Below are 18,682 nucleotides of genomic sequence, written 5' to 3' on the forward strand. Positions count from 1 at the left end.
CCCCCCTACACGATATTCTCATTCTCCAACTCTCTTAATTGTTCTTCCTGAAGCCCCAACAGCTGGATATAAATCTCTTCATTATGCTTGCCCATCCGTTCTGCGCCCGGTTCCTTCACCTTCCCCGGGGTACGGCTCAGTTTAGGCACAACGCCTGGCATCGGGAAATCCCCAAGCTCCGGGTGCTCGACGTTGATGATCATTTCCCTTTCCTTATAGTGAGGGTCCTCGAGGATTTCCTTGGCTGTGTAAATCAAGCCTGACGGTACCCCTTTTTCTTCTAAAATCTGCAGGGCATCCTTCGCATTGAGCGATTTGGTCCACTCCTCGATTAAAGAATCCAAGAGTTTCATATTTTCCCCTCTGGCATGATGGGTCGCAAATCTTGGATCCTCGCTCAGTTCCGGCTGCCCCATCGCCTCGCATAAGCGTTTGAACACACCGTCGGCATTTGCGCCGATGACGATATAGGTCTTATCCAAGGTGAAATAAATATTGGACGGCGCGACACCAGGCAGGATATTCCCCATCCTCTCCCTTATGTAACCAGCCAGCATGTAATCCGGTATCAAGCTTTCCATGATCGAAAAGACAGATTCATAGAGGGCCGTATCCACTACTTGCCCCTTCCCTGATTTCGTTCTTTCATGGACAGCCACCAGGCACCCGATCGTGGCAAACAAAGCAGTAAGCGTATCCCCTACAGACACCCCGATCCTTGAAGGCGGACGATCTTTGAAACCTGTCACATTCCGCAGGCCACCCATCGCTTCCCCGACACTTCCGAACCCGGCACGGTCCTTGTAAGGTCCGGTCTGGCCGAACCCTGACGTTCTGACCATGATCAATCTCGGGTTGATTTCAGACAGGGTTTCATAAGAAAGATTCCATTTCTCCATCGTCCCGGGCCTGAAGTTTTCGATGACGATATCCGCTTCTTTGACGAGTTCTTTTAAAAGATTCTGGCCTTTCTCTTCCCGCAGATTCAACGTGATCGATTTCTTATTCCTGGACTGGATCGGCCACCAGAGACCGACTCCATCCTTCGATTTCCCCCAATTTCTCATCGGGTCTGCTTTCCCGGGTGGTTCCACTTTAATGACCTCAGCTCCAAAGTCAGCAAGCAGCCGTCCGCTGAAAGGTCCCGCCAGCAATGTTCCAAGTTCTATGACACGTAAACCTTCTAAAGGCAGCGTATGTTCAGCCAATTCCATCCCTCCTGTTTGAATTTTCTTAATCTTGTATACAAATTTAAACGCTTGTATACAATAAGTCAATAACTTATTTAAAAAAGGGTAAATAGACCGCTTACATCATAAAAATATTGTGTTTTCTAAATAGTTTGTATACAATGGACGTGAGGTGTTGACATGGATGCATACGAATACATAAAAGGGGCCATTATCGACGGGAAGTTCGAACCGGGCATGAGATTGGGTGAGGAATTTCTCGCAAAGGAATTAAACTTGAGCAGAACCCCCATCCGGGAGGCAATCAAACATTTGGAATCAGACGGGCTGGTCGTTCCGTTAAAACGCGGGGTCGGAGTCCGGAACTTCACAACAGAAGACATCCGTCAGATTTATGATCTTCGGACGATCCTGGAAGGATATGCTGCGAGTCAGGCTGCCATCTACAGGACGGATGACGACATCCGGAAAATGGAAGAAGCAAACATCGTCTATGAAAGAGTCATCAATGAACATGTGGAGTCGGATATGGACAGCATCAAAGAAATCGTAGCCGTCAATCAACGATTCCACGAAGTCATCATTCAAGCATCGAACAATGCTCATATCCACTTTCATCTCTCAAAGGTCGTGGTGGTTCCCATTGTATATAGATCATTTTACTGGTATAACGATTATCAACTTAAACAATCACTTGAGGTTCACAAAACAATCCTTCAAGCAATTCGCAATAAAGAGCCGGAGCGGGCGAAAATTGCGATGCACGAGCATATCTATCAAGGCCGCGATCATGTGTTGAAGCATTTGCAAGAGATAAAAAATAGTTGATTAAGAGGAGGAAAAGAAATGATTGAGATCTGTGAGGTTGGTCCAAGGGATGGTCTGCAAAATGAGTGCAAGATGGTTACAACAAAAGATAAAGTAGAACTGATTAATCAATTGATTGAAGCAGGAATCACCTACATTGAAGCCGTTTCATTTGTTAATCCAAAAGTCGTTCCCCAGATGGCTGATGCAGAAGAAGTTCTCCTCCAGCTCCCGAAAGACAAGGGTGTCAAATATGGAGGGCTAGTCCTCAGCCGCTCGGGTCTCACTCGCGCTCTTCAAACGGATATCGATTATTTACACGTCGTCACGACAACGAGCGACACATTCAATCTGAGAAATGCAAAACGAACGGTCGATCAGGCCGTCTCAGAATTAAGCGAAGTCATCAAAGAAGGCGTCCAGGCGAATAAAAAGGCCGTCGGTGTCCTCGGCACTGCATTCGGCTGCCCTTTCGAAGGCGAAGTTTCCCTCGAAAAAGTATTATTCACAGCGGATGAATTTATGAAAGCCGGCTGTACAGAACTTACTCTAGCTGATACTACAGGTATGGCAAATCCAATCCAAGTTCAGACTGTCGTTCACGCCTTCAAAGACCAATTCGGCGAAGATCTGTCATTGGGTCTCCACTTTCATAACACACGCGGCCTCGGCCTTGCTAATACTCTAGCAGGCTATCAAGCCGGCGTCCGCCGATTTGACTCTTCCATCGCCGGCATGGGAGGCTGTCCATTCGCCCCTAAAGCTGTCGGCAACGTGTGTACGGAAGATATGGTCAATATGTTTCATGGCATGGGCATTGAAACGAATACCAACCTTGAAAAGCTTTTGGAAACGTCTAAGTGGCTGGAAGGTATTATGGGGCGGCCGTTGGATGGGATGTTGATGAAGGCAGGGATTGCTTAAACCAAAGGGACAGGTACTACTGGTTTTAATTAACCAGAAACGGTTTATACCAATTTGAAACCGCCTCCCCACTCTTAGAACAAAAAAGAAAACGGCGTTGACCAACAAAAAGTCAACGCCGTTTTCTCATGCCTGGACACTCGGAAACTCAATCACAAACTCCGTCCCCACCCCTTCCTCACTTTCCACACGAATCTTCCCGTTAAAGGATCGGATGATTTGGTAACTGACCATCATCCCGAGTCCCGTTCCATTTTCTTTTAAAGAATAATAGGGGGATCCAATTCGCTGGACCTGTTTCGGGTTCATGCCGACTCCCTGGTCCTTAACGGTGATCCTGATGTGTCCATCGATGGTTTGGTGACAAGATAGCGATACGGTTCCGCCATTCGGCATGGACTCCACTGCATTTTTCAAGAAATTGAGCAGGGATTGGTTCAGTTTCTGGGGATCTGCTTTCATCCAGCAGTCATCCTGGATGTCTATTTGTAATTCAACCTGGTGATTTACGTTGAAGGTTTGAATAAGCGCAGCTGTCCGTTTTAATTGTTCACTGACATTGATGGTGCCATATGTACTGTTGGAGGGTTTGCCTAAAGCGAGAAAGTCGTGGATGATTTCATTCGCGCGGTCTAATTCTTCAATCGACAATTTGATGTATTCTTTCTGGCGATAAGGGAGGTCGGGATCATCGAGGAGCTGCAGAAATCCCCTGCTCACCTGCATAGGATTTCGGATTTCATGGGCAAACACACCGGTGAGTTCACTGATCACCCTGAATCTTTCCGTGTCCTGGACCTCCAGCCTGAGCTCGTGGATCTCATGGATTTTCTCGATCAACACGGTACAGAACCCCGTGACGGCAATAGTAAAAATCAGATGAATGACCTGCACTTTCAATACAGGGATGGAGAATCCATTCATGCCCCCAAATACCATCATGCCGCAGAGACAGTACAGGAACGATAATCCAGTTGCAATCATGATTCTTCGATCCCTGTTCACTCGTAAAAATAATCGCTGCACGTAAAAAATAACAGGGAGCGTAAGGATGAGCACATCGACCGTCGTCACAACCCCCATGCTGATTCCGAAAGTCAGGCGGTAAAGAATGATGAGGAATGACAAAAACACGCCGGGCCAAACTCCGAGGTATAACGTCCCGAATAACAGAGGGATAAACCGAATATCGAGTCGTGCGCCTCCGCCGTATTCCACGGGAAAGGACATGCACAATAGGATGGACACTCCCCACAAAAGGGTCATGAACATCTTAATTGCCCGGTCCTCTTTCACCTTCTCCAGAATAAACGTAAAGTAACTGAAGATAGGGATAACCATTAATGTAAACTGCAGCAGGAAATCTTTCAGTATACTCATCCGGGCACCATTCGCCTTCTGTTCTAGGTATCTTCTATTTTAGCAAAATTCAGAAACTTTGGGTACTTGGGGCCTATTATTTTGAAAAAACCGAATTGCCTGTCCCTATGTCTTTCTTTTAAAAGAAAAAGTAGAGTGGGAACCGTCCCATCTCTACCTCAAATTCTCTTTATATAGATACACGACACCTTCACTTATCATCCCCCATAACACTCCTAGCCGCATAATACCCACTAAGAACCGATGACAACGTCCCCGGCCCCGGAAAGACCTGTTCGCCGGCAATGTACAACTGCGGCAGTGAAGACCGGACACTTTTCGGCCTGGTGATGGCATTTCGAACGGTGAACGGATAGCCCCCGACGGCCCTTTTTCCGATATAGCGCTCATAGGTCAGGGGAGTGCCCGCTTCTGCATACAGGAGGTTCTCTTTTACCGGGATGACCTTCCCGATCTCGGCGAGGATCTCTTCTGTCACCCTCTCCTTGATTTGTTTATACTCATCCTCTGTATACCCCGACCAGCTCTCCAATTCAGTATGCAGCGAGACCGTCATCATCACCTCCCCTTCCACCAATTCACCTTTTCGGTCAACAGCATGATTGAAGGTGACATAAACAGGTCCATGGGTGTTTGCTCTGAGAGTGTGAGAATCCAGGCTCGGAACGATTTGATAAGCGAAAGGGAGTGTCTTTTCCTTTAACTTCCCGCTCAACCCTTCACTAGACAAAATGGCATCGACCCGAAAGGCTCCCCAGGAAAACTCTTCCCCACTCTCATAGCTCGTTCCCTCCCCGAAGGAGATGCCTGAATTGTTGATCACAAAGTCGAAGGAAGACGTACATTTACGACTGGTCACACGCCATTGTTTCCGGCTTTCTTCATAGACAAGGCTTTCAACCGGAGAGACTTTCATGATCTCGCCGCCGAGATCTTTAATGTGATGAGCCATTGCTTTTCCCAGCTGGCCCATACCGTTTTCTATAAAAAAACTGCCTCTGCGGTAAATCGTCAGAGCCAGACTTGATGGAAGCAACGCTGCCTCCGTGACATCCGTCTGCACCGCATCAAGAAGCTGAGCGTTCAGTAATTGCCGCAACGGCTCATACGATTCAAGATCATATTTTCTCATGAGATCTTCCACTGTATACAGCGCATACCGCGCCAAGCGGGCCATTGAAATCGGATGCCGTACAGCGTGAAGAGGCAGGCTTCCCAAGTCATAACGTTTTCTGACGGGCAGCGAAACCCTGCTTTCTGTCACAGCCAGGACATCATCACTTATTCGTTGAAGAGCCTCCCAGAACCTGACCACATCCGCGCTTCTCGGCTGAAATGCTTCCTTCAGTTCCTGTGTCCATAACGCCGGACTTTTCACGACCGAAACCTTCCCTTCCGGCAAAATGACATCCATGGGGTGAAGCAGTTCCTCCGCAGGCAGGTCGATATCCAGCTCGTTCAACACGGTTCTCAACAAGCCCTTTTCCTCCAAGCCAAACGCAATCGTCGCGCCTGTCGGAAACTTCCGGCCCCTCCGGACATACCACCCTGCTGAACCTCCAACAGTCGTCGCCTTCTCAAGGACCGTCACCTTATACCCTGCTTTCGCCAAATAAGCAGCCGCCGTCAATCCGCCCACACCCGCACCAATAATACAAACCGACTTAGACAAGGGATCACCTCCGCTCCTTGCTTCCCGCAAGCAATGTTCGTTGTTAGTTGCCATTAGTATACCTTAATAGACCTGGGATGATAAAAATGGAGGTGCTGTGATTGCTGACTTACGTTAACCTTGGGACCTTTTATTTTGTATAACGAGAAAAGTAGAGCGGGAACAGACCCTACTCTACCCTACTTTTCATAGTGAGCAATTTTCCCAAGAAGAGATGAAAAGCAGAGTGTGAACCGTCCTACTCACAACTTACATCAAACCAGAAAACCACATCCCCAGCGTAGTCCCAACATGGAAGAACGGGGACGGGGACGGTTCTTGTATTTTGGAAGCAAAAGAACCGTCCCCCATGCTGCATTAGCATTTAAACTATGTTTTAATAAGTCTCAGACAAAAGTACAAGTATATAATTAACTATTTACTTTTCCTACAGATACTACTGAGCTTAAAAACCTCTCAAATTTACCAAAGTCTGTTTTACCATATTGTATTGAGGGCACACCCTCAATTTCTAATTGTTTTTCATGAGTATATTCTTCACCAGAAGGTAAACCTTGGGAATTATGAATCTCAAAAAACTGCCATGGAATACCTGGAGTTAGTTCAAAATAATCCAATAATTCTTTACAATGCCCTTCTTCTTCAACAGTTTTGGCAGGAAAAACATAGTTGTGATGTAACAAATAGTTATTTGGTGAATATGATGTATTCACTGATAGGTACCTAATACCATCAAACTCTTTTTCATTTGTTACATACTGAAGTAATAGTTGAGGAATAATATATTCTGGCTTAAATGGGTGATTTTTCTTATTTACTTTTACTGAGCTAGCTGCAATAAGTGGCCATAATAAAAAATATGTCTTTAGTATATTTTCGACGAGAGCATTTTCACCCTTCTTAAGTTTTTGATCGCAATATTTAGCAATAAATAACGGTGGTATTCCTAAATCTATTAAAGTAAGTGTTTTTCTACTTTTATACATAGAACAATTAAGATTCTTGAAATTCGGTCTATTCATTTCTTCCCAACAGACGTATAATGTACTCCCTAAATATATCGAAGGTAAACCCGGTATACTAAATCTCTGTGTACTAACTAATGACCTTAACTCAAAAGGAATATGGAACATTTCCCCTCTGGTAAAATTATGACTACTTCCGCCATTATTCTCTCTTATACGAAAATAAGTTAAGGAGCTTTCAGCTATGTTCAATCCAGTAAGTTCCTTCTCAATATCATTTAGTACATCACTAAAGTCATGATAGGCTGATGCGGGATTTCCTTTAAAATATTCAAGTACTGCATTACTAACGGCATAACTTACAGTTTTAATTTTTGCTGTAGTATCACTTCCCAAATTATGCTCTAGTTGTTCTACCGCAATTCTATAACCCTCTAAATAGTTTGAAATATAGTTAAAAAAATCACCCTCATAGGTTAAAGGCAATTTCATATTCTCTTCTAAGTACTCAACACACTTATCCATTTTTTACCTCTATTCTATGTATCATATGTTTTAAAATTTATAGTAAAAGATAAATATACTTCTTTTGTTGTTATCAAAATAAATATTCAGGTAAAAGTCCATCAATTTCTTCATTAATTTTCTTATACTCATCAACCAACTGTGGATTTTCCTTAAACATATCATTTAATGCCTCTTGCAATTTCCAAGGATGTGACGAAGTCATAAATGTATTGTTACAAGCTTTTACTATTACTTCATCAAGTCCATATCTCTTTATATATTGCACAATTAAATATTTATTTTCTCTTGCCCAATCGAAGTTATTTATTTTTATATCAACAAATGCTAATTTATAAAACAAACCAAAAAATCCCGAATTTTCTAACACGGTGATGTCGGCTTCTTCAGCTTGCCTAAATAAATCTGTATTTATTTTATTAGTTACAGTAGACACAAATTCCCTTAGTTGATTTTCAGGTATTAAATCATTCCTTAGCAATCCCAAAACAATTTTATAGTGCGTAAAAGAATTGTAAATTTTATTTGTCCATATAGTTCGAATAAAGCCAGGGTCATCGCAAAAGAAACTTATTTTACTGGGGTCATATATTAATATTTCTAAGAGTAAGTTATCCCTTTCCTTTAAAAATCCTAACAACACTTCCCTATTTTCTTCTTCAAGAGTAAATAATTGTTTCCATATATTTAAATTGAAATCTATCTCAGTCTTATCAAATTCATATATTACACTCAATATTTCTTTTAAATCTGTATTAGATTCAATAGAAGATGGAATATCTTCTATTATTGGTTTTGGGTCCTCATCTCTAGGTGTATAGTTTTTATCATAAAATAATTTGATTTTTTCGATCAAAGACTCTTTACCTCCATTAACATTAAATTTTGAAAGGCTTGATCGAATAAAAAGCCAGAAGGTTTCAACATGACTTGCATCAATTATATTGCTTTTTGCATGCGCACAATCATTCCTTCTATCCTTCCAGTAGGTATACTGTCTCTTCATTTCTTCTGATAGATTGAAGATACTAGTCGGCTGGTTTCTATCAATATTTGAAATTATAGATCTATCCCACTTATCATCATCTCTTAATTCTTGTTGAATATTAATCCAAAGCCCTTCTGGTATACCGGGTGGCCTATTAGATTGTAACATTCTTTCCTTAATGATATTTTGAAATGCTATAAAGGAAAACAAGAGTGCAGCTTTATATGCTTCACCCTTATAGCATATAAAAGCTTCGTCAATTAATCGAGTAGTTCTAACTGATATATTTTGATTGTAAATCCATTCTCTAAATTGTATTTTCAATTTATAACCTCCCACATTTTTCTTTGAAATAATAAATTTCAGGTTCAATAAATAGACAAAAAAACATTCTATTTTTATAATACCATTTATTGGTTTCAAGGATAATTTTTTCGATTAATAATTCGAAACCTATTGAATTATTCGTGAATTTAAGGTTTCACGAGGGGAGGAATAAAATTTATGGAATTGGAAGTAATGGAAGTAATCAAACAAAACTTAGAATCATTATATATCGAATAATTTGATGGCTTATACTTAGAGCATCAATTAAAAATAATGGTATATAAAACTATTTAAACAAAGTAAGATAACTGATACCAAATGGTCAGAGTTAATCTTGATGCTTAATGTAAATATGCGACTGCTGAAGATTATAATTTGAAAATCAAGTAATTTGCTGAACAGAATAAAGAAGATGGTAATTAGGAAGCTAACTTCACTACATACCATCTTCTTTTCATTAGTTGTTTTTCTTAATAATTTGACTAACTTTATATCTCTCACTACTTAAAATAAAAGGTACCTGTGCATGTTAACTGGGGACGGTTCTCATCCTACTTTTTTGTATAACGAGAAAAGTAAAGCCGGAACCGTCCCTCACTCTAGAAGTCGCTGTCTGTTTGGGACATCCTTTCTGGTGTTTTTACTGACTTACCCGCATGGATAAACGGATCTTCCCACTAGAAAAGCGGGCTGAATGATAAATACATTCCTGCTGGCTTCTTTACCCTCACCCGCCCCCTCAGCAAATCTTTCGGCAAACCAGATTACACTACTATCCCAACCTGCTACACCGTCATCTTCCAACTGGATGCTGCCAGCCAGTTTTCTTTCTCTTTATAATCCGGCACAATTTTTCCAACAAGACGCCAGAAGGAACGGTCATGATTAAGATGCACCATATGGCACATTTCATGGACGACTACATAATCGACCACTTCCCGGGGAGCCATGGCCAGCTTCCAGTTAAAGGTCAGCTGTCTTTTGGCGTCACAGGTTCCCCATGTTTTGGTGCTGTCTGTAATTCGGATCGAATGCGGCTTTGTTTTAAAATGATGCTGGTGTGAAGAAATACTTTTCTCTACTAACGCTTTGCACTGTTGATAATAAAAGCGTTTCAAAGCTTGTTTGATTCGTTCATCCTCCAGCTGTTTGACATAGACATGGATGGTCGTTTCATCAAACAGGACATGATCCTGCGGGCTGGATGGATCGTGATGGACTTCTATAGGAAAGACCTTGCCTACATACAGAAACTGCTCACCCTGATCATAGACCTTTTCCTGGGGCCCATTCAGACGGTCCTTCCTTTCTTTCGAATTCCTCAGAATCACATCCCATTTATCCTCTACTAATTGAATGATAGACTCGTCCGGCGTGCCTTTCGGGGCATGTACCTCGACATTTCCATAATGATCAAGATAAATACCAATGGATTTTCGATTTTTGTACTTAATATCAAGATATATCGTCTCACCTAAAAAAGTATGATTCATGATTTATCCCCTGTATCTGATCGTTAATCCTTTTAAGAAATTCCTGGCATATCGGTCACCACAAATTTGGTAATTCTTATGGCCTTCTCTCCGTAAAATGGCGCTCATTTCGCCTTTGGTGACCTTCACACCCGCATCTTCGAGGATGTCGATCATATCTTCACTTGTCAAAGAGAGCGCAATTTTCACTTTCTTGAGGAGAAGATTATTTACGTGTTCATACGTTATTGCCGGCCGTTCCGGCTGTCCCGGCTTAGGCTCCTGTTTGCCTCTTTTAAATGTAATGAATCCATTTAAAAACGACTCGAACATTTCATCATCACATGGTATATGATTTTCCTGATGATCATCCTCGTCCACTGATTTGGTCAGGACCTTCATCACTTCCTCTTTAGACAAATCCATGCCGCCAAGCTTAAAAATCTCCACCATCTCTGTATTTTTTATATCCAAAGCATATCGTAAACGAATCAATATATCGTTGTTATCTATATTCATGGGTTGACCTCCTGTTCATTATCTTGACACTGAATCACTAGCTTACCACTTTAGAGGCTTTGTTAAAATAGTATTAATTTGAGGGACATGCTGCTTCTATGCTTATCAACCTTTTAACAGTTGAACAATTTCCTTCGCTTTTTCCAGGTGAATCCCTTCGATCGGACTATGATTTTTTCGCACAGCTGTACCAAAATGATAATAGCCTGTATTTACGGCTGAATGAACAGTACAAATATTGCTTGCATTTAATCCACTTCCAACCAAAATTGAAATATGCTCAGAGACTGTTTTCATTTCCTGTATAGTTTGCAAGCGACTGGAAAATTCACCATTTCCGCCAGAAGTTAAGATTGTTGTGATTTCTTTGTATTGAGCTAATGTTTTTGCCGCCTGAACGGGATTGTTTGTAGAATCAATTGCCCGATGAAATGTAACTTCCAGTCCACTGCATTCGGTTAATAACTCTTCAAGCATGTGTTGGTTGACTTCATGATTCTCATTCAGCACTCCTAGTACTACAGCATTCGCACCTAATGAACGGATTATGTGTATATCATTCTTCATGATCAGAATATCGTCATAAGAGTAACAAAATGTTTGACTGTGCGGTCTTACCATCACATTGACCGGAATGCTTACACGGTTAACTGCTGCTTCGATTAAGGAGTGACTTGGAGTTAAACCGCCCTCTGTTAAAGCGGATACCAGCTCAATCCGGTCTGCCCCGGATTGTTCAATTATTAAAGCATCTTCTAACGTTGTCGCAATAAATTCTATGTACATCGTATCAACCTTTCTTATGCTGCCTACTTCACTTCTTTATATGTTTGACAGTCAGGGGTTTTCATAAAAGGATACCCTATTCATGCCGCATTGATTATGTTGATTGGTGACGGTTCTCATCCTACCGAAAAAGTAGAAGGAGAATCGCCCCCTCTGTCCTACCTTTCAGGGTGAGCAATTTCTCCAAGAAAAGATAAAAAGCAGAGTGGGCACTGTTCCCACTCTGCCTTGTGCTTCAAAGCATGAAAATCTCCCTCTCTACCGCAATCAAAAAAGAGCAGATCCATCAGCTTGCCAACAAATAACTAATCCTTACCAAAATGGATATTCATTTCTTCCAGCAGTTGATAGAATGATACGTCACTCATGGAGTTCAGCCTATGTTTCACAGTTGGAAATTCAAGTTCCCGGGTCGTTTGATTAGGGACAATGATACATGTTAAGCCGGCCTCAACAGCAGCCGATGCTCCATTTGCAGAATCTTCGAAGGCAATGCACTCTGAAGGCGATACATTCAAGTCTTCTGCTGCAAGCTTATATAAAGCAGGATCCGGCTTAACGAATTCTACGTCATCTGCCGTTCTGATTGTTTCAAAATAATCGATCAGATCAAGGTTCGTTAAATGTTCCGTGACCCACTTTCTGTTCGAGCTTGATGCCAGTCCAATCCTTAGCCCTTCGGATTTAGCACCCTTCAAGTATTCAAGGACCCCCGGCCGTGCCTCGAGCACGCGTACCCGTTCTGAAAATTTCTGCTGGTTTTGGGCTTTTAAGAGATCACGGTCTACCTTCACCGAGGCAAGTTCCCTTTCTAATAGATCAAAGACAGTGAATGTGCTTTTTGTACCGATATGTTCAATCCAATCGGCATAAGGAAATTCAAGACCATGGTCATTGAACATTTCTTGAAATATTTCCACATGAAGGGTTTCCGTATCTAAGATCAGTCCATCAAAATCAAAAATAACTGCTTTATACATTCCCTTCACCCTCTTTTATTAGTCTTGGTCTATAATATGTTCCAAACTCAATTTCACCCGTTCCGCAATTAAATAGTATTTGGAATAATGGACGGGAGTATCCTTTTCCCCGAAGATCACTTTATCCACCGATACGAGTAAATTTAAGCTATTTACCTTTAAATGTCTTTGCACTTCTTCATCAGGATGAATAAACTCTAAGTTCTTATTTACTCTTTTAAACTTTACTCCATAATCATCATGGATGATGGCGAAGGTTGAACTTTCGGGCGTAATTTTTTCTTCGATGCCAGGATAAAGGTCTGTCGGCAAATAGGCAAAGTCCAGGCTTAGCTCCTGGTCATTGCGATACACTTTTCTTACCAGTTCAATATATTCGTCGTATCGCTTCTCAAAAACCCTGTCTAAATCCTCGTTTCTATTCACTTTCTGGATGGAAATGATATCTTTCGTGATAGTATCATTATCGGTTGTCAGTCCTTCTGAAAAACCTTGCAAATCCAACAGATGAATTTCTTTTCGCTGAGCGCTTACAAATGTTCCTTTACCTCTGACAATTTTCAGCGTACCTTCATTCACTAATTCCTTGATGGCACGTCTGATGGATATCCTGCTGGCATTAAACAAATCCCCCAGCTCTTTTTCAGTAGGAATTTTATCTCCTTCTTTTAATCCATTGTTATCAATATATTGTTTAAGGCCAGTCATGATTTCTTCATATAAATAATGCTGCAGATTGTCTTTTTCCATTGTCAACGCCTCAATATCTCAATTTTACAATAATTATACATGAACCACGGTTGAAATAAAATGAATTACATTTTTGCAGGGTAGCCAAATCCTCCATATACTTGACATGTGTTTTCAGCTGAGACTGTCCCTTTTTCAATTGCCTTTTCGATGTCGTTACTCTTCACATATTCGGTTAGAAAGCCGGCAATCAAGCTGTCTCCTGCCCCCATTGTATCGACCACTTCTATTCTGCGTAATGTTTGTTTGTAGATGGTTTGATTATGAACAAATACCGCAGGCTCCCCTCCCCGTGTCAACCCGATTATTTCAAAGCCAAACGGTGCAAGGCTTTCAACAAATTCATCCAGTTCTGTTTCTGATAGTTCTGCAGCCGAGAAGAAAGCATAAGATACATACGGGGCAATAGAGGAGATATAGTCCAGATCTTTTCGATTTGAAAAATCATACGATATTTTAATCTCTTTCGAAATCTTAACCAGTTCACTTTCCATGGAAGAATAGCAGCTTACATGGCATAGGTCGAATTGTTTAAGGTAGTCCACTTCTTCCGGTATAAGCTGGATTTTAAAGCGATGTTGGACAGTGTCTTTAGGTCCGCCGACAAATACCCTGTCGTTCTCTTCTGTAAGCGCCACTTTTGGCTGGCCGGTAATGCCTATAGCCTCCCGTGAGAATCGGAAGTCTACCCCTTCTTCCTGCAGTGCTGCCTTTATATGATCAGCAGGTCCATCTGTAGCAAAAATACCAATATAAGCAACCGTGCTTGCGCCATTGCGTTTTGCATTTACAGCGACATTCACACAATTCCCGCCCGGAAAATATTCGTTACGATCCAAATAGCAGTCTACAACATTGTCACCAATTGTAATCAGTTTCATAGGTTTCTATCCTTTCACCGAGCCTTCTGATAAGCCTCGCACTAAGTATTTTTGCAGCACAATCAACAGTATAACCATCGGTACTGATGCAATCACCATTCCAGATAATAAGACACCCCAATCGGTTCTTAAAGCATCCCTGAATACCATCAAACCGGATGGGATCGTTTTCAATTCACTGGAATTGATAAAAACCGTCGCAAATAAAAACTCATTCCATGCATAGAAGGCGTTTATAATGACGGAAGTAATGACGATCGGGATGGACAAAGGCAAGTAAATCCTCCAATAGATCCCAAACTCGCTGCATCCATCAATCAAAGCAGATTCTGATAGTTCTTTTGGAACAGTAATGAAAAAAGCGCGGATGAGGATAATCGTAAGAGGAAGCCGGTAAGCCACATACGTTAAAATTAATGCCCATCTCGTATCAATTAAGTTAAAGAATGTTAGAATCTCAAACAAAGGAATGAGAGCAACCTCTGGATTCATCATCAAACCGCCAATGATGAATAGAAGAGCCGCATCAATCCAGCGATTCCGGTACCGGGCCAGGACAAAGGCAGCCATCGTACCTGACATCACCGTAAGGAGGATTGAGAAACCAGTAACATAAGCACTATTCAGGAAGTAGTTTTGAATTCCTTTTTCCCAGGCCAATGCGTAATTTTCAACGTGCCATTCACTCGGAAGTGCCCACACGTTTGTATAAATTTCCTGATAACTTTTAAAAGAAGAGATAAACATCCAAAAAAGCGGATATAGGATCATCAAAGCGAAAATTAATAATCCAAGAAAAACGATGTTTCTGGAAATACGTGTTTTGAGCGGCATATAGCTTCTTTGGGCAGCAGGTAAAACTGTTTTTTCAGTTGCAAGATTTTCTAGTTTCATCTTTAATCCTCCTTCCCTGTTTTAGACACTTTGATCTGGACTAATGCAAAGATCGCCGACAACAAAAACATCAGGGTAGCGATTGAAGAAGCATACCCCATATTGTCCTTAAAGAATCCATTTTGATACATATGGACGGCTAGTGTCATCGAACTGTTACCAGGTCCGCCATTGGTTAAAATATAGGGTTCATTAAAGACCAGGATGGAACCAGTGACTGTAATCAGCAGATTGACAAACATGGTTTCCTTTACTTGAGGAAGTGTAATATGAAAGAACTGACGGATTTTCCCGGCACCATCTATGTGGGAGGCTTCATACAATTCAGCAGGGATTTTTTGAATAGCGACAATGAACAGCATCGTGATTAAGCCGATACTCTGCCATTGTGACATGGCAATGACACTGTAAATCGCGGTCGTCGAGTTGCCAAGCCAGGGTTTAGCAAGATCACCGAGTCCGATTAACTCTAGAAAGCTGTTTAACAAACCGATCTGAGGATTATATACAAAACCAAACAACAGAGCGATGACCGAAATGGAGATCATGACAGGAATAAAATAAATGACCCTCAGTGCTGGAGCGACTCTGCGAAACAATTTATCTTCCAAAATACTTGCAAGTATCAAGGCAAAGAATATCTGAAAGATCACCGATATCGCTCCATATTTCAAATTGTTCAAGAATGCGGTACCAATCACTTCATCGCGGAACAATTCTTTTATATTACTTAAACCCACAAACTCTTTTGAATCTGAAAACACATTGAAATCAAAGAAACTGTTATAAAAGTTTTGAATGAGTGGTATGTAAATGAAAACACCTAAAAATAGGACGGTTGGCAGAAGGAATAAAATTGGCGTAATAGACAGTTTTTTAGCATTCATGTGTGTCACCCACTTTCACGATAATGAGAAAGCCCCGACACCCGAATGTCAGGGCCCTCCTTTTTACTCACTCATTTTCGCTGCTTCAGTTTGAACCTCTTTCATGATATCTTTTGGTGTTTTTTGTTTCGTTGCGAGTTCCTGACCGCCGCGCATGAAGATATCCGCAATCGTAATATCAACCGCATTGTCAAACCATGGAGCTGTATTGGATGCATCTAACACAATTTGATACGCTTCATAGCTGGTAGGACTCGTATTCTCTTCCGTGACACCATTTTTCACGGCATTTAATTGGCCGTCTGCTTTCGTGAATTCCTGAGCTGTTTCCTCAGAAGTTAAGAATTTCAGGAATTCAACCGCTTCTTCAGGAGCATCTTTGCTGAGCATCCAGCCTTCAGGGGCACCGGTCAGGGAATCCGCCCGACCTTCTCCATCCGTTACTTCAGGGAAGTTGAAGAAACCAATTTCTACATCCCCAATCTCTTGTACCAACCCTACTTCAGCAAATTGCATATAAAGAACCGGTACCTCTCCAGCGGCAAACATATTTCGTGCTGCTTCGTGATCAATGGCAGTGGAGACTTCTCCCATATAACCAGTCAGCTCTTGGAACATCTCCAACCCTTTAATATATCCTTCATCAGTATAAGGTGAAGAACTTTCCAATTTATAGTCTGCCTCGCGGACTTCAGGATCCACTACACGGTCAAAGATTGTCCCCATATAGTGGGAAATAGCCCAGGCATTTGTTAATCCTTCGACAAGAGGAGTTTCATAGCCAGCCGACTTTAATTGATCCAATGCTTTAAGCATCTCATCGTAAGTCTTTGGAACCTCGATATTATTTTTTTCAAAGATTTCTTTGTTGTAGAAGAAGGCTTTTCCATCTACTGTGAAAGGGATACCATATGTTTTATCATCAAAGGTGAAGCCTTGATATTGGGATTCAAGGATATTCCCACTCCATTCTTGATCTTCACTAATGATATCATCTAGTTCTTTTATCCTGCCAGAGCTGACTAGATTTTCAGCAAAAGAGTCTGACCATGAAGAGAAAATATCAGGCAGGCCATCATTTGATACTAAAACTCTTACCTTTTCTTTATAAGAGTCATTTAAAACAGAATCGACATTAATGGTGACACCAGGATGCGATTCTTCAAACTCTTTTATTTTCTCATCATAGAATGATTTTCTGGGCTCATTTGGCCAACGGTGAAAGAAGTCAATAACGACCTCCCCTTCTTTAGATGCGGAACTTGAGTCAGATGAGTTACAACCTGCCAGAAGACTGGCAGCGGTAAAGCCTGCCAGAAGAAAGCTCAACATTTTTTTCACTATTATCCCCTCATCCATACCGTTATTTTTTTAATAGATTTTACACCAAGTGAATGACAATTAATACTCCATTTTCCACATGTATCTTCTAACAGACAGCGGGTGGCCAGTATGTTCTGCCAAACCATCTGCATACAGGCGCATGACAGGACCTGCCAGGGCTGGACCGAAATACTCTTTCAAATCATCATCCACACCGCTGTAATCGAATTTGCTGACGTCCACCACTTCTACTTTCTCACTGTATTTTGTGACGAAATCCAGCGCACGCTGATCTAATGGCTTACTTGGACCCTCACCTACAATCAGCAGGAATGGAACATCATAATCCGTGATTTCAAACGGACCGTGGAAGTATTCACCTGAATGAATCGCATTTGAGTTGATCCATAACATTTCCATCAGCAGGCAGCTGGTGAATGAGTATGCATGATGGATATACGCGCCGCTTGCCATCGTATAAATGGTTTTCTCTCTCTTATTCCGTTTACCGAATTCAAAGGCTGCCTCTTTATGCTTCTCCTGATTCGTTTCGATTAATCCTTCAAGATTGCTTAACTGTTCAATTCCTCGATCATACTTTTCGTCACCTGTAAGGGTTTTTAACAATTTGAAAATAAATGTGTAATAAATACCGATTTCTCCGTCAATGGCATTTGATCCATCTTTGTAATTGTAGTGAAGGACGTATTCTGCTTCTTTGCAAAGCGGGGATTCAGTATCCATAGAGATGGCAACAGTGAGAGCACCTATATTTCGCGCATATGTAGCTGCTTTGACTGTTTCCGGTGTTGTTCCAGAGTGAGAACGCAGGATAACCAGACTGTTTTCATTTAACCCTTTAGGTTGAGAATGGACAAATTCGTTAGAAGTATAAACGAAGCTTGGTTTTCCAGTATCTTTCGTGACGAAGTAGTCACCAAACGATAAGGAAGCCATTGATCCTCCGCAAGCTACGAAAAATACATTTTGAATATTTCTCTTCTCAATTGCGCTAATGGCGTTTTGAATTTGATTTACATGCTCTTGTTTCATACCTTCCTTTCCATTGTTTTTGGTTGTTGAGTGAGATAATGATTGTGTCATGAAAAGCACCTCCGAGATTTTATGATGTTATGTGACATCATATTGATAATTATAATACGTCATATGACGTTATATGTAAACAGTTTATTTAAAATTTTCATACTATTTTTAATATACAAATTACGACAGATTCTGCAGTAGTCTTTCAAAGCATCATATGAGATAGCACAATTTTAATGGCATAAAAAAGACGTGCTTCTTTTGTTATTAAAAGAAGCACGTCTCTTTTCTTTACTCTACCTGGCTTATATTTAATGGTTTTTTAAGCAGCTTTCCTTACTTCTCATCTCGCTCTTAGTACCACGTCG

17 protein-coding genes are annotated in these 18,682 nt (G+C 41.3%); 2 read left to right on the top strand and 15 right to left on the bottom strand.

Annotation, left to right across the window (positions count from 1 at the left end):
• Positions 1–5 precede the first annotated feature (5 nt).
• Complete coding sequence (locus tag AS034_RS01785; protein ID WP_082641600.1) at positions 6–1,208, bottom strand: CaiB/BaiF CoA transferase family protein; 1,203 nt, start codon at positions 1,206–1,208, stop codon at positions 6–8.
• 162 nt (positions 1,209–1,370) lie between these two features.
• On the opposite strand from AS034_RS01785, the gene AS034_RS01790 reads away from it, so the two are divergent.
• Both AS034_RS01790 and AS034_RS01795 read left to right on the top strand, forming a co-directional pair.
• Positions 1,371–2,018: a GntR family transcriptional regulator gene (locus AS034_RS01790; RefSeq protein ID WP_058297274.1), complete on the top strand. Its 648-nt coding sequence runs from the start codon at positions 1,371–1,373 to the stop codon at positions 2,016–2,018.
• 18 nt (positions 2,019–2,036) lie between these two features.
• Positions 2,037–2,921 carry a hydroxymethylglutaryl-CoA lyase gene (locus AS034_RS01795; RefSeq protein ID WP_058297275.1) on the top strand — a complete coding sequence of 295 codons (885 nt, stop codon included), beginning with the start codon at positions 2,037–2,039 and terminating at the stop codon, positions 2,919–2,921.
• A 126-nt stretch (positions 2,922–3,047) separates the two neighbouring features.
• Here AS034_RS01795 and AS034_RS01800 read toward each other — a convergent pair whose 3' ends face one another.
• From AS034_RS01800 to AS034_RS01865, 14 genes are all read right to left on the bottom strand, one after another.
• Positions 3,048–4,301 carry an ATP-binding protein gene (locus AS034_RS01800; RefSeq protein ID WP_058297276.1) on the bottom strand — a complete coding sequence of 418 codons (1,254 nt, stop codon included), beginning with the start codon at positions 4,299–4,301 and terminating at the stop codon, positions 3,048–3,050.
• 190 nt (positions 4,302–4,491) lie between these two features.
• Positions 4,492–5,973, bottom strand: a complete 1,482-nt coding sequence (locus AS034_RS01805; protein ID WP_058297277.1) for a phytoene desaturase family protein — start codon at positions 5,971–5,973, stop codon at positions 4,492–4,494.
• A gap of 410 nt (positions 5,974–6,383) precedes the next feature.
• Entirely contained in the window at positions 6,384–7,463 is a 1,080-nt protein-coding gene (locus AS034_RS01810; RefSeq protein WP_058297278.1) for a hypothetical protein, read from the bottom strand.
• A gap of 73 nt (positions 7,464–7,536) precedes the next feature.
• Positions 7,537–8,775 (bottom strand): hypothetical protein, encoded by a 1,239-nt coding sequence (locus AS034_RS01815; RefSeq protein WP_058297279.1) that lies wholly within the window; start codon positions 8,773–8,775, stop codon positions 7,537–7,539.
• 788 nt (positions 8,776–9,563) lie between these two features.
• The gene (locus AS034_RS01820) at positions 9,564–10,271 is read right to left on the bottom strand and encodes a M48 family metallopeptidase (protein WP_058297280.1); all 708 of its coding nucleotides are present in this window, start codon (positions 10,269–10,271) and stop codon (positions 9,564–9,566) included.
• A gap of 3 nt (positions 10,272–10,274) precedes the next feature.
• Complete coding sequence (locus AS034_RS01825) at positions 10,275–10,769, bottom strand: YehS family protein (RefSeq protein ID WP_176716073.1); 495 nt, start codon at positions 10,767–10,769, stop codon at positions 10,275–10,277.
• A 105-nt stretch (positions 10,770–10,874) separates the two neighbouring features.
• Complete coding sequence (locus AS034_RS01830; RefSeq protein WP_058297281.1) at positions 10,875–11,555, bottom strand: copper homeostasis protein CutC; 681 nt, start codon at positions 11,553–11,555, stop codon at positions 10,875–10,877.
• 305 nt (positions 11,556–11,860) lie between these two features.
• Entirely contained in the window at positions 11,861–12,535 is a 675-nt protein-coding gene (locus tag AS034_RS01835) for an HAD family hydrolase (RefSeq protein WP_058297282.1), read from the bottom strand.
• Positions 12,536–12,553: 18 nt separating this feature from the next.
• Positions 12,554–13,285, bottom strand: a complete 732-nt coding sequence (locus AS034_RS01840) for a GntR family transcriptional regulator (protein ID WP_058297283.1) — start codon at positions 13,283–13,285, stop codon at positions 12,554–12,556.
• A 65-nt stretch (positions 13,286–13,350) separates the two neighbouring features.
• On the bottom strand, positions 13,351–14,166 hold the full coding sequence (locus tag AS034_RS01845) for a PfkB family carbohydrate kinase (RefSeq protein WP_058297284.1): 816 nt from the start codon (positions 14,164–14,166) through the stop codon (positions 13,351–13,353).
• Positions 14,167–14,172: 6 nt separating this feature from the next.
• The gene (locus AS034_RS01850) at positions 14,173–15,060 is read right to left on the bottom strand and encodes a carbohydrate ABC transporter permease (RefSeq protein ID WP_074439940.1); all 888 of its coding nucleotides are present in this window, start codon (positions 15,058–15,060) and stop codon (positions 14,173–14,175) included.
• Between the two features lie 2 nt (positions 15,061–15,062).
• The gene (locus tag AS034_RS01855; RefSeq protein ID WP_058297285.1) at positions 15,063–15,947 is read right to left on the bottom strand and encodes a carbohydrate ABC transporter permease; all 885 of its coding nucleotides are present in this window, start codon (positions 15,945–15,947) and stop codon (positions 15,063–15,065) included.
• A gap of 63 nt (positions 15,948–16,010) precedes the next feature.
• Positions 16,011–17,279, bottom strand: a complete 1,269-nt coding sequence (locus tag AS034_RS01860) for an ABC transporter substrate-binding protein (protein WP_244888132.1) — start codon at positions 17,277–17,279, stop codon at positions 16,011–16,013.
• Positions 17,280–17,348: 69 nt separating this feature from the next.
• Positions 17,349–18,374 carry an SIS domain-containing protein gene (locus tag AS034_RS01865; protein ID WP_244888122.1) on the bottom strand — a complete coding sequence of 342 codons (1,026 nt, stop codon included), beginning with the start codon at positions 18,372–18,374 and terminating at the stop codon, positions 17,349–17,351.
• Between the last annotated feature and the right edge of the window lie 308 nt (positions 18,375–18,682).

The sequence above is a fragment of the [Bacillus] enclensis genome, assembly GCF_001456935.1.
In the GTDB taxonomy this organism is placed as follows: domain Bacteria; phylum Bacillota; class Bacilli; order Bacillales; family Bacillaceae_B; genus Rossellomorea; species Rossellomorea enclensis.

Excerpts from the sequence above, each read along its gene's own strand:
- AS034_RS01790 (WP_058297274.1), top strand. The coding sequence starts at position 1,371 with ATGGATGCATACGAATACATAAAAGGGGCCATTATCGACGGGAAGTTC.
- AS034_RS01795 (WP_058297275.1), top strand. The coding sequence starts at position 2,037 with ATGATTGAGATCTGTGAGGTTGGTCCAAGGGATGGTCTGCAAAATGAG.
- AS034_RS01800 (WP_058297276.1), bottom strand. The coding sequence starts at position 4,301 with ATGAGTATACTGAAAGATTTCCTGCTGCAGTTTACATTAATGGTTATC.
- AS034_RS01810 (WP_058297278.1), bottom strand. The coding sequence starts at position 7,463 with ATGGATAAGTGTGTTGAGTACTTAGAAGAGAATATGAAATTGCCTTTA.
- AS034_RS01820 (WP_058297280.1), bottom strand. The coding sequence starts at position 10,271 with ATGAATCATACTTTTTTAGGTGAGACGATATATCTTGATATTAAGTAC.
- AS034_RS01825 (WP_176716073.1), bottom strand. The coding sequence starts at position 10,769 with ATGAATATAGATAACAACGATATATTGATTCGTTTACGATATGCTTTG.
- AS034_RS01830 (WP_058297281.1), bottom strand. The coding sequence starts at position 11,555 with ATGTACATAGAATTTATTGCGACAACGTTAGAAGATGCTTTAATAATT.
- AS034_RS01835 (WP_058297282.1), bottom strand. The coding sequence starts at position 12,535 with ATGTATAAAGCAGTTATTTTTGATTTTGATGGACTGATCTTAGATACG.
- AS034_RS01840 (WP_058297283.1), bottom strand. The coding sequence starts at position 13,285 with ATGGAAAAAGACAATCTGCAGCATTATTTATATGAAGAAATCATGACT.
- AS034_RS01845 (WP_058297284.1), bottom strand. The coding sequence starts at position 14,166 with ATGAAACTGATTACAATTGGTGACAATGTTGTAGACTGCTATTTGGAT.
- AS034_RS01850 (WP_074439940.1), bottom strand. The coding sequence starts at position 15,060 with ATGAAACTAGAAAATCTTGCAACTGAAAAAACAGTTTTACCTGCTGCC.
- AS034_RS01855 (WP_058297285.1), bottom strand. The coding sequence starts at position 15,947 with ATGAATGCTAAAAAACTGTCTATTACGCCAATTTTATTCCTTCTGCCA.
- AS034_RS01860 (WP_244888132.1), bottom strand. The coding sequence starts at position 17,279 with ATGTTGAGCTTTCTTCTGGCAGGCTTTACCGCTGCCAGTCTTCTGGCA.
- AS034_RS01865 (WP_244888122.1), bottom strand. The coding sequence starts at position 18,374 with ATGACACAATCATTATCTCACTCAACAACCAAAAACAATGGAAAGGAA.